Here is a 15,399-nt window from a genome sequence, read left to right as displayed (position 1 = left end):
GTCGCTATCCCATCACTTTCGTGCCGAGGTCGTGGCCTTCGGAAGCGGTGGCCTTCGCTTGCTCATCGCGCAACTCCTCGACCGTGCGTACGTGTTTACGTGCGGCGCCTTCCCAGTCGCGGGTCGCAACGGTCGGATTTTCCAAACGCTTCTTCGCACCCTCGATCTCGCCCGCGTATTGCGGGAGCCATTCGGCCTGCGCCACCACCATTTCGTCAACCATCTGCCACACCTCGTCAGGGGTGCAAATCGCGCCGACAAGCGGATCGTGCAGGACCGCCTGTTTCAAAAGCATCAGATCGCCCGTCACCGCCGCTTTCACGCTCATGCGCTGGACATTGACGGAGACGTTGCAGGTGGCCTGACAGGCATCGGGCAGGGTAATCCCCTCCACCATGTTGATCCCGAAACGGTCGATAAAGCCCGTGCTTTCGATGATGCAGTCTTCGGGCAGGTTGGTGATTGTGCCGCCGTTTTTGACGTTGAAATGCCCGCGATAGGTGCGTCCCGTCTCCAGCGCTTCCAGAATCCACGAGGCGTGTTCGTCGGTGCGTTCATAGGTCGAAAGATCGGTTCCCGCTTCTTCGAGGAATTTGGGGAAATCCGTTTCAAACCAATTGCGGTTCTCGGTGCTATAACGCAGGTAGCCGCCCGTTTCCCCGTGTATCCAGCCATCGAGCGAGATCCAGTCGTTAATTGCCTCTGGCCGCTTGCGATACCACGGCAGGTATTCGCTGAGATGTCCGTTGCTCTCGGTGGAGTAATAGCCAAACCGCTTGAGCACATCGATGCGCACCTTTTCCTGTTGCGAATAGGCAGGATGCGCCTCAAGCGCGTCGATCAATTCCTGCGAGCCGATCTGACGCCCGTTGTGGCGGATATCGAGATACCATGTTTGGTGATTGATCCCCGAGCAGATGATGTCGACTTCTTCAAACGGCACTTTCAGCGCGCGGGCGATCTGGCGGTGGCCGTTCTGGACGCCGTGGCAAAGGCCTACGGCATTGACGCCGCCGTATTCGATCGCGGCCCAAGTCATCATGACCATCGGGTTGGAATAGTTGAGCAGGAGCGCGTCCTTCTCCGCCAACTCCTTGATATCGGCGCACAGCTCCAGCATGAAAGCGATGCCGCGCTGGCCATAGAGGATGCCGCCAGCACAGATGGTATCTCCCACGCATTGATCCACGCCGTATTTGAGCGGAATGCGGATGTCGTCGGCGAAGGCTTCCAGACCACCGATGCGCACGAAGTTCATGATATAGCGCGCATCCTTGAGTGCCTCACGGCGGTCGGTGGTGGCGGTGATGCGGGTCTTCAGACCGTTGACCGCGACGATCTTCTCGACGATCTGGCGCACCATGTCGAGATTCTTGGCGTTGATGTCATGGAGGGCAAATTCCACCTCCTCGAACTCAGCGACACAGAGAATGTCGGAGACGAGTTTCTTGGTGAAACCTACAGAACCAGCACCGATGATACATATCTTGAAAGTCATGTCACAGGATCCTTTTGACGAAGATGGGTGAGAAACGCGCGGTGGCCGATGGCCTTGGAAGCCGCGCGTTTGTATTCGGAAATCAACTCCTGCGCCGTCTTGCGCGCCTTGGGGCGCTCGGTGGCGGGCAGGGTGGCCTTGCCTGCCGCTTTGGACAGCAGTCCAAGACCGTCGAGAACAGGGTTAACCAATTGGTGCCCCACATGGGGCAGGGACATGGGCAAGGGCGTGAAGTCCTCTGGTCCTGGAATCTTTTGCGCTGCACGGGCCGCGAGATCACGAACCGATTGCGGGTGGCTCTCCGCCACGTCACACCAGAAGGCGCTGTCTCGCCGTTCGGAGGCATAGTGCAGGCGGATGAAGTCGCGGAAATCGTCCACCTGACGCGCGCAGGCGGCATTGAAACGCGTCTCCGCCTCACTGGTGCCCATGAGCGCGGCCAGCATCATCAGTTGCACGATGGTGCCGTGGATTGAGGTGGCCTCCAGTGGCTCAAGGAAGGAGGAGGACAGACCGAGGGCAACGGTATTGCCGATCCATTGTCGGTCAAGGCGGCCCGCGTCAATTTCGATATCCGCGCGCGGGGTAATGGGATGGCCGAGCGCGGCCTCGATCTCGCGCTGTGCCTCTTCGGGTGTGGTATGTGCGTCCGAATAGACATAGCCGCAGCCATAGCGTTCCTGCGTCGGGATACGCCACATCCAGCCGCTCTTTTGCGCCCATGCCAGTGTAACGGGGTCGATTTCTTCTCCGTCAGGAATATCGAGCCAAAAGGGCATGGCACGATTGACGGGCAGCACATCGCCGTAGCTTTGCCATTTCGCGCCAAGCGGACCAATGAGCGCCCGCTTGAACCCTGTGCAATCGATAAAGAAATCGGCTGACAATTCCGCACCACTCTCGAAGCGAAGCCGTTCGATCCCCGCCGTTCCGGTCTCGATGCCGATAACCTGATCGTCAATAATATCAATGCCCTGCGCCTGTTTCTTGAGAAACTTACCCGCCAGCGCTTGATCGAAGTGGAAGGCGTGGTGGAAGGGGCCAAGCGGCAGGAGCTTGTCACCCCTCCGCCCGTAGGGCGACTTTCCCTTTGCCATGAGATGGGCGAAGAGGTGGGGATCGGCCACGGGCTTGCCTGCGCCCACCTGATAGGCGTCCAGCCAGTTGCCCGTGCGTCCCGTGACCTGCGTCGGGTCATCGATCGGACCGTCATAGCTGTGGCCGAGCCTTCGCCAGTCGCGGTGGCGGATGCCGAATTTGATCGTCGCGCCCGTCTCGCGCAGGAAGTCCATCTCGTCGATCCCGAGATGCCGCAGCATCATGCGAAAGACCGCCGTGGTGCCTTCGCCCACTCCGATGGTGCCGATTTTGGAGCTTTCCACGACGGTGAATCGGATGGGGGCTTTGGCCCGCTCTGCCGCATCGCGCAGCATCAGCGCGGCGAGCCATCCCGCCGTGCCGCCGCCGACGATGCAGATATGTGCGGGCCAAGCCATTGTTACGACGCCTTTTTCAGACCCGAACGGGCCCATTCGGGGTTCCATTTGCCATGTGCCTCAAGCAGATCGGAGACAAGCTCCCAAATCTGGTCGAGATCCAGCTCGGCCGCTGTGTGCGGGTCGAGCATGGCGGCGTGGTAGATGTGGCGCACATCCTCGGTCAGAAGCGCCTGAACCGTGAGATCCTGCACGTTGATATTGGTGCGCATCAACGCGACCAGTTGCGGCGGGATGTCCGTGACCACCGTGGGCTGCAAACCGTTGTGATCGACCAGAACAGGCACTTCCACGGCGCAACCTTCGGGCAGTTGGGGGATATATCCCTTGTTGCCGATATTGCCGTAGATCACGCTCGGCTCGCCCGTGACGATGGAGTTGATGATCTGCGAAGCGTATTCGTGGCTGTCCTTGAGTTTCGGCGCGTCTTCGGTCTTGAGCTTCTCTGCCTCCTTTTCCCAGTTCTCGATCTGCTCCACGCAACGCACGGGGTATTCATCGAGCGGAATGCCGAATTTCTCGATCAGGTCGGGACGGTCCCGTTTGATGAAATAGGGGGTGTATTCAGCGAAGTGTTCCGAGCTTTCGGTAACGAAATAGTCCAGACGTGTGAGCATCTCGTAGCGCACCTTGTTGGGGCAGCGCGGGTTCCAATGCGACGGTTTGGGCAGACGCCCCTCACGGTAGCCCGCCTTGAGCGCGGGATAGAGGTCTTTGTAGCTGCCATCGGGTTGGCGGTGTTCGAAACGGGTGAAGAAGGCCATGTGGTTGATGCCAGCGGCCTTGTAGCGGATCTCCTTGAGCGGGATATCGAGGTCACGCGCGAGTTCAAAGGCGGTGCCTTGCACCGAGTGGCACAGGCCGACCTGACGGATATGCGGATATTTCGCCGCAATCGCCCATGTGTTGATCGCCATAGGATTCACGTATTGCAGCATCACGGCCTCGGGCGCGACCTCGGTGAGATCCTCACAGATCGACCAAAGGTGTGGCACGGTGCGCAGACCCCGCATGATCCCGCCGATGCCGAGCGTGTCGGCAATGGTCTGGCGCAGGCCGAATTTCTTGGGCACCTCGAAGTCGGTAATGGTGCAGGGATCATAGCCGCCGACCTGGAAACAGCAGACGACGAAATCTGTGCCCGTGAGCGCCTCGCGCTGGTTTGAGTAGGTCTTAACGGTGGCCTTTCCTCCAAGGGACGCGGCCATTTTTCCGACGATGATCTCGGATTCTTCGAGACGTTTGGGGTTGATATCCATCAGGCGGATTTCAGCATCCGCAAGCGCAGGGCGCAGCAGGATGTCGCCAGCGATGTTGCGCGTGAAAACAGCGGAGCCTGCACCGATGAAGGTGATGACGGTTTTGGACATGGGAGTATCCTTAAGATTGTATTTTCAAGTTGCGATTTCAAAGGCCGCACGCACGAGGCGGCGGGTGTAGTCGGTTTGCGGGGTGACAAGAACGTTTTCGGTCGGACCTTGTTCGACGATCCGGCCGCGTTGCATGACCATCACGCGGTGACACAGGGCGCGCACCACTTTGAGGTCGTGTGAGATGAAGAGGTAGGACAGGCCCTTTTCGCGCTGCAGCTTGCGCAACAACTCAATGATCTGGGCCTGCACCGAGAGATCGAGCGCGGAGGTCGGCTCGTCGAGCAGGATGAACTCCGGCTCCAGTGCGATAGCCCGCGCGATGGCAAGGCGCTGGCGCTGGCCACCCGAAAACTCGTGTGGAAAACGGGAGGTGATTGTATCGGGAAGCCCTGCATCGCGCAGAGCCTGTTTGACACGTTCCAGACGGTCAGAACGCCCCGATCCTATGCCGTTGACGATCAGGCCCTCTTCGATGATCTGGCGCACGGACATGCGCGGATTGAGCGAGGCAAAGGGGTCTTGGAATACCACCTGCATCTGCTGGCGAATGGGTTTCATGCCCTTGCGGTCAAGTTGGTCCACGCGGGTGCCTTTGAAGGTAACAGCCCCCGAATTGAGCCGCCCCAGACGCATCATTGCCATGCCGAATGTGGTTTTGCCAGAGCCGCTTTCTCCAACGATGCCAAGGGTTTCACCCCGTTTGAGATCAAGCGATAATCCGTCCACGGCGTGCAGATCGGTAAAGCGACCCCGAAAGGCACCGCCTTTGCGCAGGGTGAAGGTGACATGAACCTTCTCGGCCTTCAGCACGGTTTCGGGCGTCCCTTCGAGAGGTTCTGCCACGCCCTTGGGATCCGAGGCGATCAAGCGGCGTGTGTAGGGATGCGTAGGATTTGCAAAAATCTCCTCGGTCGACCCGTCCTCGCGCACTTCGCCATGCTGCATGACATAGACATGATCGGCGAACTGGCGGACCACGGTGAGGTCGTGGGTGATGAGGATCACACCCATGCCGTAGCGTTTCTTGAGGTCGTCGATGAGATGCAGGATTTGCGCCTGCACCGTCACGTCGAGCGCGGTGGTCGGTTCATCGGCGATGAGCACATCGGGCTTGTTGGCAAGCGCCATGGCAATCATCACACGCTGGCGCTGGCCGCCCGAAAGCTGGTGCGGATACTGTTTGAGCCGCGCTTCTGGGTCGGGGATCTGCACCTCTTCAAGACGGTCGCGCGCCTGCGCCATCGCCTCTTTGCGCGAGACCTTCTGGTGCAGCATGATGCCTTCGATCAACTGCGCCCCGATGGTGTAGACGGGATTGAGCGAGGACATCGGCTCCTGAAAGATCATCGACAGGCGATTGCCGCGCAGGCGACGCATCTCCTTGTCGTTCATCTTCGCCATGTCCGTGGCTTCGTATTCGATCCGCGTTCCATCGGATACGGTGGCACGTTTGGACAGAAGCCGCATGATGGCGCGCGCGGTGACGGATTTCCCCGAGCCGCTTTCGCCCACCAGCGCGATTGTTTGGCCCTTGGTGAGGCGGAAGGAGACATCGCGCACGGCTTCGACCATGCCGCCGTCCACGGCGAAGGACACACCGATGTTGCGGGCATCAATCAGGGGCGGTTGGGAGGTTGGTGCTGTATCAGGCATCTTGGCAACTCCTAGTAGGGATCAATCGCGTCGCGCAGCCCGTCGCCCAGAGCGTTGAACGCAAAGACGGCAAGCAGGACGAACCCGACAGGGGACAAAATCCACGGGTAAGACCCGATGACGGAGAAGGTGCCCGCATCCTGAAGCATCAGACCCCATGAGATCATCGGCGGCTTCACGGCGAGGCCGAGGAAGCCCAGAAAACTCTCCAGCAGGATGATCGTGGGGACACCGAGCGTGACCGAGACGATCACATGGCTCAGCACGTTGGGCAGGATGTGGCGGGTGATGATGCGCGCGTCACTTGATCCCACAGCCTGAGCAGCACGCACGTAGTCGATGCGGCGCAGGGACATGGTTTTCGAACGCACCTCGCGACTTAGTTGCGCCCATCCGAGACCCACGATCACCAACACCACGAAGGTGATGAAGAGCGGGGAGGGGGCCGTGGCGGGGATCAGGGTGGCCAGTGCGAGATAGAGCGGCAGTTGCGGGAAGGCGAGGAACACTTCGACCAGACGTTGCAGCCACAGGTCGAAGCGTCCGCCCAGATAGCCCGATGTGATGCCGACCATGGTGCCGATAATGGTGATCAGGGTGACGGAGACCAAGGCAATCGCCAGCGACACCCGCGCCCCGATAATGCCGCGTGAGAAAATATCGCGGCCCAGTTTGTCCGTGCCCAGCACATGGAAGGTGCCCCCATCGGTGGGCGCGAAGAAATGACGCTTCGCCGTAAACAACCCCATGAAGTCATAGGACCAGCCCTTCCCGAAAAAGCGCAACGGGATCGGGTTTTCCAGATCTGGTGCGGCGATCGGCTGGAACGTCACGGGGTCGAACTCGTCGCCTTCGGTGACGCGGTAGAGCACGGGGGTAAGCTGCCAGCCGTTCTGGGTATGGTAGAAGCTCACTTTGTCGGGCGGCGCGAAGGCAATGGAGGCCGACTTGGGGTTCATCGGAGCAAAGAAGGAGCCGAAGAAGGCCACGACAAGCAGCATCGTCACCAGTGTCAGACCGATCATTCCGGGCGTGGAGCGACGGAAACGGCGCCACACCAGCGCACCATAGCTCTGGCTTTCGGTGTTGACGGTGGACAGGCGCGCGTCGGCGGCTTCGCCCTCATAGATTGCATCCGCACCGAGCGCGATTTCCGTGATCTCAGGATCGGAGTTGGCGGAGGTGTTGGCGTGATTGCTCATGTATCGTTCCCCACACGAATACGCGGATCAAGCGCAACGAGAAGGAGATCGGCGATGATATTGCCGATGATCAATGTCACACCGAGGATCAGTAGGAAGGAGGCCGTCACCATCACGTCGCCCAAACCCATGGAGCCGACGATGGCGGGGCCGACCGTGGCCAGACCGAAGACGATGGCCACTTCGATTTCGCCCGTGAGCATATAGGGCAGCACAACGCCCTGATAGGCCACCAGCGGGTGAAGCGCATTGGGGACCGCGTGGCGCATGATAACGGTGCTTTCAGACAGCCCTTTGGCGCGCGCGGTTTCGACGTATTGCATGTTGGTCGTGTCGAGCAGGTTCGCCCGCATGACACGCATATTGTAGGCCAGACCACCGAGGGTCGCGACGAAGATCACGGGCCAGACGTGTTTGATCAAATCCCACAGCTTCGCCCAGTTGAAATCGAGAAAGCCCACCCAGTAATCCTGACCGCCGTAGCGTGTGGAATGGAAGGAACCGATACCCTGCACATCGAGGCGGAAGGCGAGGATGTAGAGGATCACCAGCGCCAGAAGGAAACGCGGGATCGTCATGCCCATGAAGGCCACGAAGGACAGGATGGTATCTATCCACGAATACTGGCGGGTGGCGGCAATGATGCCGAAGGAGATGCCGAGGATCGACGCGAGGATGTGGCAGGTCAGGGCCAGTGCAAGGGTGCGCGGCAGACGCTCTGCGATCACGGTCGAAACGGGTTTGTTGTAATAATAGGAGTGGCCGAAATCGCCCTGCGTGACGATGCCCGTGATCCAGCGGACATAGCGGATGACCAGCGGATCGTTGAGGCCGTTATCGATGCGGTACTGTTCGGCAAAGGCCCGCGCGGCTTCTACCGAGGCGTTGCCTTGCGAGATCATCTGACCTTGCAGGTAGTCGGCATAATCCCCTGGCGGGGCGTTGATAATGACGAACGTGATAATGCTCATCACCAGAAGCACAGGGATCGCTTGAAGTATCCGAATGGCCAGAAAACGTAACATTGGATGTGCTCTTTTCAGCCGCTCATGCGGTCTTTGTGTTGGGGAGCGCGCGAGTTGCGCGATGTGGTTGATCTGCGTGGGGCAGGGGAAACCCGCGCCCCACGCTTTCGGTCACGGTCTTGGCGACCGTTGGGAGGACCTACTTATTCCATCGGTCCGTCGCTTCCCGGCGCGCCGGGCAGCGCTTCGGGATAGACCTGATGATCCTGCTGGGCATCTTCTGCGACGTAGACACGCTCGCGGATGATGTTGTCTTCCGCCCAGTTGAACATGAAGATCGGTGCGCCCGCAGGAACGTTCGAGAAGCGTTTGTTGATGATCAACGCCCCGGGATACTGCGTGAGACCGATTGCTGGCATGTTGGTGGTGTAAAGCTTCTGATAGGTCTTCATCAGCTCGGCACGTTCAACAGGATCGCGGCTGGCAATGAAGGCATTGACCACATCCGCCATCTCCTGCTCCCACAGCAACAGATCAAGCTCGCCATCAGCGTTCGCATAGTGACCTTCGGCGGTCTGCGGACCCGTCGGTGCCAGTTGCGGCGTGTTCTGGATCACTGTGACGAGGTTTGGCGGGTTGCGTAAGGTTTGCCAGTCGTATTCGCCCGAACGCCGCAGAGCATCGCGGTCGTTGTTGGAAACGATGTTCGGCGTCACCTTGAGCCCGATGTCCTCCATCATCGCCACGATACCTTCGGTGAGGTTCTTGTCGGTGGCATAGTCGGAGGTGGTCAGGAGCGAGATGTTCACATCCACACCGCCCGCAGTGTCTTCGGGGAAGTTCAGGAAGCCGTTGCCATCGGTATCGACCAGCCCGACCTCGGCGAGGAGCGCCTTGGCTGTCTCGACGGAGTAGGGGTAGTAGACCGTGCTGTCGGCATCATAGTAGGACGTGCCCGCATGAAGGCCACCCGGATAGATCGCGGTAAACGGACCTTTGACAAGCGAGTTGCCGAGGCGTTCACGATCAATCCCGTAGGAAACGGCCTGACGGAACTTCAGGTTGCGGTTCAGCTCGCGGATCGCTTGTTCGCGCTCGTCAGGTTGACCCCAGCCGTTGCCCGACAGGTTCGGATAGAGCGAATAACCGATGATGCGCGGACCGAATTCAAGCTTCGCGGGAGCATCTTCGCGTGCCGATGAGCGGAGGCTTTCGACAAAGTTTTCCGCCTGTTCGAGGTTGGAGAAGTCACCCGTGCCAGCCACAGCCTGCACATCGCGATCCCCCCATGTGGAGAGGCGGTAGTGCATCTCGTCGAGGTAGGGGAGCTGTTTTCCTGTCTCGTCCACCTTCCAGTAGTAGGGGTTGCGACGCATGATGATGATGTCGTCGGGACGGTATTCCACAGTCACCCACGCCCCCATTACGGGAACGTTCATCATTTCGGGCGGGAAGGCGTTCTTATACTCTTCTACCGTGTTGTCCGAATAGCTGGGATGCTCGGGCTTGAGGATATGCGACGGACCAGGGCAGAAGTTGCCGTAGGCCATGTTGTAGAGAACCTGCTCGGGGAAGGGGGTCTGGAAGTGGAAATTGAACGTGTAGTCGTCCACTCGTTCCAGCGTCGTGCCTTCGCCAAAGGAAGCCTGCGTCGCACCGTTGAGCGGTGTGATGTCAGGATTGAGGACGTGGTCGTTCCAGTAGAACTCGATATCGTCCATGTCGAAGGGATCGCCATCCGACCATTTCGCACCCTCGATGAGATGCACGGTCAGGGTCTTGCCATCCTCGGACCATTCCCACGACTTCGCGAGATTGGGCATGGGTTCGAGATCTTCGGGCTCGATCATGAAGAGGGGGCCAGTGCGCGTCAGACATTCCGACAGGCCAATGTCGATCCCGCCCCAGCCCTGTGACTGGCCCGCGATGTAGTTCCACCCCTCGGGGCGTCCACCGATGACATGGCGCATCACATCGCCATAGACACCAGGACCATCGGGCATGTTCGCGGTCTTGTAGACCAGAGGCTCGGCAGGCAGGCGCTCTTCGACGGGTGGCAGCTTGCCAGTTTCAACGAATTTCTTCGTCACCCATTCGGGTTCGGAATAGCTGTCGAGCGCGCGGTATTCGAAAACATCCGAGCGTTTGACGAAAACAGGCTCGCCCTGCGCATCGAAGGCGGGCGGCGGCGGTGGCGTTGTCGGCTCGACCATCTGCGCCTGTAGCGCAGTGGCGGAAACGGAGATTGACAGCACGGCATATGCCGTACCTCTCAGAAATGTATACATATTCCCTCCCTATGCCGCATTGCGCGGCCTGTATTGCGGCTGCTGCCGCTATTCGTTCTACGGGTGCGGCCATTCCTCCAACAGCGGCGCCTCCCGTGTATCAAAGGTTGCGCGGGCAGGGGGATGGTCACAATCCCGAAACTGACGTATCTTTTCCGAGTTTCTAAGATTGGCGCTGCCGTGGGAGAGCAGGGACTCGTTATGACTCGTGAAAAATCACCGCGCCGCGAGGCGGGAATCCCCAAGCACGAACGCCAATTCTACGCCCGTGATCGAGCTTTCGGACGTTTCGGAATTCGGACATTTGCGCCCACCACGATGGATATTCCTCATTGGCACGGGCACGTGGAGTTGAACTTTTGCGTCGATGGCGAATTGGTCTACGATTTCGATGGATCACGCATAAAAGTGCCCGAAAACACCTTTGCAATGTTCTGGGCTGGGGTGCCGCATCAGTTGCTCGACGTGCGTGAAAAACCGGGGCGCGCACCGCGTTTATGCAATATTTACCTGCCTTCTGATATGTTTCTGATGATGCCGCATATCGCGCGGTTGCAGGTGGCTTTGCTGGCAGGGGGCGTGATATCGGCGCCCAAGGACCTCTGTGACCACCGCCGTATGCAGGGTTGGTACGAGGATTATCGCACTGGCGATGTGGAACGGATCGAGGTTGTGAAAATGGAACTCAACGCCTTGTTCCGCCGCATTTTGCTCGACGAACTGACGCCACTTCATGCGCCAGACAGAGTTGATGATCCAAACGAACGGGCACTGTATTCGGCGCATATTCGTCACGTGGTGGAGATGGTGCGTTTCATTCTGGAAAATCTCGAGAAGCCGATCCGCAATGCCGACGTCACAGCCGTGACAGGGCTGCACGAAAATTATGCGATTACATTGTTCTCACGAGTCATGCGAACTCCGATCAAAAAGTTTGTCGTTCGTCTGCGCCTGATCCGCGCACGCGGTTTGCTCATCGAAAGTACGCTGCCGATCGCACGGGTCGCGGAAGTGTCGGGGTTTTCCTCGACATCGCAATTCTACGCGCATTTCAAAACCGCATACGGAATGCCGCCAAATGCCGTGCGAGAGCATTACATCAACATGGAGCTGCGATAGGGCGTGAAGAAAAGGGTTTGAGCGTGTAGTGATAAGGTGCTGCGTCGCGTGCTGGGGTATGCTCATAATCGGTATTATGTAAAGGACGGACGTGGTGAGAAGCGCGACTTAGAGAGCGAAATATGTTTAGATACAGAGACTAACCGCCCTCTATTAAACCAACTCCATTGCTCCAATTAACGTTACCGACCAATACGCATGCGCTTAATCCCGATACTCTGACGCGCCGCACAGCCTACGATGACCGCAACCTTACCCGCACCACAGGCTGCGCAATCCATTCATTTTAATGGACCGTAGCGTCGGTGCGAGTGATGCACACGGACAGATAGACAAACGCGCAAAAGTCCTGCCCATCTATGCGGTAAACTGCGAAAAATGACGGCATCCCCCGTTCGTCGGATGGCAAAGCGCTTTTGTTCGCGGCAAAAACCTATGACGTAAATATAACAGAACAAAGTAGCGTTGGGTAACTTTGCGGATTGCTTGAGGAAAATCGGTTCGACGTGATTGCTAAATTTTACCGCTACTGCATGTTGACTCTATCTACCCAAAGTTGCTTTTTGAATGCTGCTAGAGGGTTCGGGGGATCGAGTGAACAATAGCTTTGCAATTGAAACGCTCCGAAAAATTACCGCATCACAGACGGTCGAGTGTGTCTGGCGCGCGCTGCATCAAGCTATTGAGGCGGCTGGTTTCGGACAAGCGCTCTATGCGCTGACACGGTTTCGCACGGACAAGAGCATGGGCGAGTCGATGGGACATCTTATCCTGTCGAGCTATCCCGCCGAATATATGCATGCCTTTATCGGCCCGCGAGAACGCTACCGCATTGCTCCAATGGCGCAATGGGCGCTCGATAACGTCGGCACCCAATCCTGGGACTACGTCGAGACAATCCGCAACAGTCTTTCGTCCGAGCAGTTGGAGCTCATTGAGTTCAACGCCAAATACGGGCTGAATGCGGGCATCACCATCGGATTCCCCTCCAGCCGTAGACATGAGAAAGGCGGGATCGGCCTCGCGCTTGCTCCGCACAGTGGCACGCAGGCTGACGCCAACGCGCTCTGGGCCAAATATGGCGAGGTTCTCGAAACGATCTGCCATGTTGCGCATCTGAAGTTCCAGACCCTGCCGATGCCTGTGCGTGTTCTCTCGCCACGTCAGCGTGAGGTGCTTGAATGGGTCGGAGAAGGAAAATCCACCGCTGACGTGGCCGAAATTCTCGGCGTCACCATTGCCACGGTGGACAAGCACCTGCGCAATGCCCGCGAGGCTCTCAATGTGGAAACCACAGCACAGGCGGTTCTGCGCGCCTCCGTTTACAACCAGATCTACGCCGAAGCGTGAGCGGATTCCTGCGCATCACGGCACGCCACGCGGACCTGTGAGCCAAAGCCTGATACGTTGGCGCAAAAGGTAGGGTTTTCCAGACTTTAATCCCGACTGCGATCTGCGCAAGTTAGGCACGTTCCGTCGACATGTGCTTGGCACTGGAACTTGGGGGCAATGTGACAGTCGGTCTGTTTGCGACGACATTGTTCCTCGGCCATTGTTACCGGCCAGAGGGGACGGTCATATTGATCTGGTCGTCACCTTCGCCGAGGTAGTTTGTAACAAGTACGTGCGCCTCACTCATCCCGATTGTGGTGTTCGAAAGTTCAGCGGCGTGGCGGACAACCGCCACGCCGCACGCCTTTGGCACGTCCCTCCCTCCTTCCAAGCCCCCTGCCCTTAAGCGTGTCATTATTATCGCCGCGCCCTCACAATTATCGCCGCGTCCTCACAATTATCGCCGCGTCCTCACATCACACCGAAGCGCCACGCACGAAAAAGGCCGACGCAAATTGCGCCGGCCTTTCACTAAGATCACATCCCGTCCGTGACGGGTGCGAAGGAATTTAGCCCTGCATCGCTTTCGCGACTTCAGCGGCGAAATCTTCTTCTTCTTTTTCGATGCCTTCGCCGACTTCCATACGGACAAAGCCAACGATTTCCGCACCTGCTTCAGCCGCAGCTTTGGCAACGGTCAGATCGGGGTTCACAACGAAAGCCTGACCAAGAAGGGTCGATTCCGCGATGAACTTGGCCATGCGGCCTTTGATCATGTTCTCGATGATGTTCTCGGGCTTGCCGCTTTCGCGTGCGATGTCGATCTGAACCTGACGCTCTTTTTCGACAACAGCCGCGTCAAGAGACGCCTCGTCGAGGCCCTGCGGGTTGGCAGCAGCGATGTGCATCGCAACCTGCTTGCCGAAGGCTTCGTCACCGCCTTTGAGGCCAACGAGCACACCGATTTTGCCAAGGCCATCGGCCGCAGCGTTGTGGACATAGGTCACAACAGTGTCGGCTTCGATTTTGGCCATGCGGCGCACGGACATATTCTCGCCGATGGTGGCGATTTTGTCGGTCACGGTGTCGGCAACGGATTTGCCACCGAGATCGGCAGCAGCCAGCGCTTCGACGTCGGCGACGCCAAGAGCGGCACCAGCAATGTCACGGACCATGGATTGGAAATCGGCGTTTTTAGCAACGAAGTCGGTCTCGGAGTTGACTTCAACCGCAACACCCTTGCCACCCTCGACGGCGACGGCCACGAGGCCCTCAGCGGCGGTACGGCCGGATTTCTTGGCGGCTTTCGCCAGACCTTTGGTGCGCAGCCAGTCAACGGCCGCTTCCATGTCACCGTCGGTTTCGACGAGCGCTTTTTTCGCGTCCATCATGCCCGCGCCGGTGGATTCGCGCAGTTCTTTAACCTGTGCAGCTGTGATTGCCATGTCGGCTCTCCTCGCAAAATTCTGGGATCGGTTACGGGGGCGGGTCTAACCCGCGCCCCGTGTCTGTTTTGTGACGCCTCGTAGCAGAGGCATCGCCCTTATTCGGAAGCAGCGGGTGCTTCTGCGGCGGCCTCTTCAGCAACAACCTCTTCGACGGGTGCTTCTTCAAGCGCGCCGAGGTCAACGCCTGCGTTGCCCATTTGCTCGGTCATACCGTCAAGCGCGGCACGTGCCACAAGGTCGGTGTAGAGAGCGATGGCGCGCGATGCGTCGTCGTTGCCAGGGATCACGTAGTCCACGCCGTTGGGCGAGCAGTTGGTGTCGACCACGGCCACAACGGGGATGCCCAGTTTGTTGGCTTCGGCGATGGCGAGGTCTTCTTTCTTCACGTCGATGACGAAGAGAAGGTCAGGCACGCCGCCCATTTCGCGAATACCACCGAGAGAGGCTTGCAGCTTCTCTTGAGCGCGTTCGATGTTGAGGCGCTCTTTCTTGGTGAGGCCTTCGGCGCCCGACTCAAGGCTGGCGTCGATGTCGTTGAGGCGCTGGATCGACTGGGAAACGGTTTTCCAGTTGGTCAGCGTGCCACCGAGCCAGCGGTGGTTCATGTAGTACTGTGCGCATTTCTCAGCGGCTTCGGCAACGGGACCAGCTGCCTGACGTTTGGTGCCGACGAAGAGAATGCGGCCGCCTTTAGCAGCGGTGTCGCGCACGACCTGAAGCGCCTGATCGAGCATCGGCACGGTCTGGGTCAGGTCGAAGATGTGGATGCCGTTACGCGAGCCATAGATGTACTCGCCCATACGGGGGTTCCAACGTTGGGTCTGGTGACCAAAGTGTACGCCAGCTTCCAAGAGCTGACGCATGGTGAATTCGGGAAGCGCCATGCGTTTTTCCTTTCCGGTTTGATCCTTGACGGAGGGTCTCAGGACGACTGTCCCAACCGGTGGACCTGTTCGGGGATGTCTCCCCCGAGGGCCCGCCTCCGTCTGTGAAGTGGTCGCGCGTATAGATCGGATATCGGGGGG

The 15,399-nt window shown here is 58.7% G+C and carries 12 protein-coding genes; 2 read left to right on the top strand and 10 right to left on the bottom strand.

What is annotated here, in order from left to right; all coding sequences use genetic code 11:
* Positions 1–4 precede the first annotated feature (4 nt).
* The 7 genes from ACN0SC_RS06255 to ACN0SC_RS06225 all read right to left on the bottom strand — a co-directional run bounded on the left by ACN0SC_RS06255 (position 5) and on the right by ACN0SC_RS06225 (position 10,475).
* Positions 5–1,498 carry an alpha-glucosidase/alpha-galactosidase gene (locus ACN0SC_RS06255; protein WP_417248801.1) on the bottom strand — a complete coding sequence of 498 codons (1,494 nt, stop codon included), beginning with the start codon at positions 1,496–1,498 and terminating at the stop codon, positions 5–7.
* Positions 1,495–2,994, bottom strand: coding sequence for a tryptophan halogenase family protein (locus ACN0SC_RS06250; protein ID WP_417248800.1), 1,500 nt, complete (start codon positions 2,992–2,994; stop codon positions 1,495–1,497). The genes ACN0SC_RS06255 and ACN0SC_RS06250 overlap by 4 nt, the downstream gene beginning before the upstream one ends.
* A 2-nt stretch (positions 2,995–2,996) precedes the next feature.
* Positions 2,997–4,364, bottom strand: coding sequence for an alpha-glucosidase/alpha-galactosidase (locus ACN0SC_RS06245; protein ID WP_417248799.1), 1,368 nt, complete (start codon positions 4,362–4,364; stop codon positions 2,997–2,999).
* 24 nt (positions 4,365–4,388) lie between these two features.
* On the bottom strand, positions 4,389–6,020 hold the full coding sequence (locus tag ACN0SC_RS06240; RefSeq protein ID WP_417248798.1) for an ABC transporter ATP-binding protein: 1,632 nt from the start codon (positions 6,018–6,020) through the stop codon (positions 4,389–4,391).
* Between the two features lie 11 nt (positions 6,021–6,031).
* On the bottom strand, positions 6,032–7,222 hold the full coding sequence (locus ACN0SC_RS06235) for an ABC transporter permease (RefSeq protein ID WP_417248797.1): 1,191 nt from the start codon (positions 7,220–7,222) through the stop codon (positions 6,032–6,034).
* Entirely contained in the window at positions 7,219–8,247 is a 1,029-nt protein-coding gene (locus tag ACN0SC_RS06230) for an ABC transporter permease (RefSeq protein WP_417248796.1), read from the bottom strand. The genes ACN0SC_RS06235 and ACN0SC_RS06230 overlap by 4 nt, the downstream gene beginning before the upstream one ends.
* 143 nt (positions 8,248–8,390) lie before the next feature.
* The gene (locus ACN0SC_RS06225; RefSeq protein WP_417248795.1) at positions 8,391–10,475 is read right to left on the bottom strand and encodes an ABC transporter substrate-binding protein; all 2,085 of its coding nucleotides are present in this window, start codon (positions 10,473–10,475) and stop codon (positions 8,391–8,393) included.
* Between the two features lie 201 nt (positions 10,476–10,676).
* On the opposite strand from ACN0SC_RS06225, the gene ACN0SC_RS06220 reads away from it, so the two are divergent.
* Both ACN0SC_RS06220 and ACN0SC_RS06215 read left to right on the top strand, forming a co-directional pair.
* A complete protein-coding gene (locus ACN0SC_RS06220; RefSeq protein ID WP_417248794.1) occupies positions 10,677–11,594 on the top strand; it encodes a helix-turn-helix domain-containing protein in 918 nt (305 codons plus the stop codon).
* A 594-nt stretch (positions 11,595–12,188) separates the two neighbouring features.
* Positions 12,189–12,944 (top strand): autoinducer binding domain-containing protein, encoded by a 756-nt coding sequence (locus ACN0SC_RS06215; RefSeq protein ID WP_417248793.1) that lies wholly within the window; start codon positions 12,189–12,191, stop codon positions 12,942–12,944.
* A gap of 205 nt (positions 12,945–13,149) precedes the next feature.
* Here the strand turns inward: ACN0SC_RS06215 and ACN0SC_RS06210 are convergent, their stop codons facing one another.
* The 3 genes from ACN0SC_RS06210 to rpsB all read right to left on the bottom strand — a co-directional run bounded on the left by ACN0SC_RS06210 (position 13,150) and on the right by rpsB (position 15,258).
* A complete protein-coding gene (locus tag ACN0SC_RS06210) occupies positions 13,150–13,299 on the bottom strand; it encodes a hypothetical protein (RefSeq protein WP_417248792.1) in 150 nt (49 codons plus the stop codon).
* A gap of 196 nt (positions 13,300–13,495) precedes the next feature.
* Positions 13,496–14,371 (bottom strand): translation elongation factor Ts, encoded by an 876-nt coding sequence (gene tsf / locus ACN0SC_RS06205; protein WP_417248791.1) that lies wholly within the window; start codon positions 14,369–14,371, stop codon positions 13,496–13,498.
* 98 nt (positions 14,372–14,469) lie between these two features.
* On the bottom strand, positions 14,470–15,258 hold the full coding sequence (rpsB, locus tag ACN0SC_RS06200; protein ID WP_417248790.1) for a 30S ribosomal protein S2: 789 nt from the start codon (positions 15,256–15,258) through the stop codon (positions 14,470–14,472).
* Positions 15,259–15,399: the final 141 nt, after the last annotated feature.

The organism is Celeribacter sp. (genome assembly GCF_048261515.1).
Classification (GTDB): Bacteria; Pseudomonadota; Alphaproteobacteria; order Rhodobacterales; family Rhodobacteraceae; genus Celeribacter.
This window is presented reverse-complemented; position numbering and strand designations above follow the sequence as displayed.

Bases quoted from the DNA above. Each gene is read 5' to 3' on its own strand.
- ACN0SC_RS06225 (WP_417248795.1), bottom strand. From the start codon at position 10,475: ATGTATACATTTCTGAGAGGTACGGCATATGCCGTGCTGTCAATCTCC.
- ACN0SC_RS06250 (WP_417248800.1), bottom strand. From the start codon at position 2,994: ATGGCTTGGCCCGCACATATCTGCATCGTCGGCGGCGGCACGGCGGGA.
- tsf (WP_417248791.1), bottom strand. From the start codon at position 14,371: ATGGCAATCACAGCTGCACAGGTTAAAGAACTGCGCGAATCCACCGGC.
- ACN0SC_RS06220 (WP_417248794.1), top strand. From the start codon at position 10,677: ATGACTCGTGAAAAATCACCGCGCCGCGAGGCGGGAATCCCCAAGCAC.
- rpsB (WP_417248790.1), bottom strand. From the start codon at position 15,258: ATGGCGCTTCCCGAATTCACCATGCGTCAGCTCTTGGAAGCTGGCGTA.
- ACN0SC_RS06235 (WP_417248797.1), bottom strand. From the start codon at position 7,222: ATGAGCAATCACGCCAACACCTCCGCCAACTCCGATCCTGAGATCACG.
- ACN0SC_RS06255 (WP_417248801.1), bottom strand. From the start codon at position 1,498: ATGACTTTCAAGATATGTATCATCGGTGCTGGTTCTGTAGGTTTCACC.
- ACN0SC_RS06230 (WP_417248796.1), bottom strand. From the start codon at position 8,247: ATGTTACGTTTTCTGGCCATTCGGATACTTCAAGCGATCCCTGTGCTT.
- ACN0SC_RS06245 (WP_417248799.1), bottom strand. From the start codon at position 4,364: ATGTCCAAAACCGTCATCACCTTCATCGGTGCAGGCTCCGCTGTTTTC.
- ACN0SC_RS06240 (WP_417248798.1), bottom strand. From the start codon at position 6,020: ATGCCTGATACAGCACCAACCTCCCAACCGCCCCTGATTGATGCCCGC.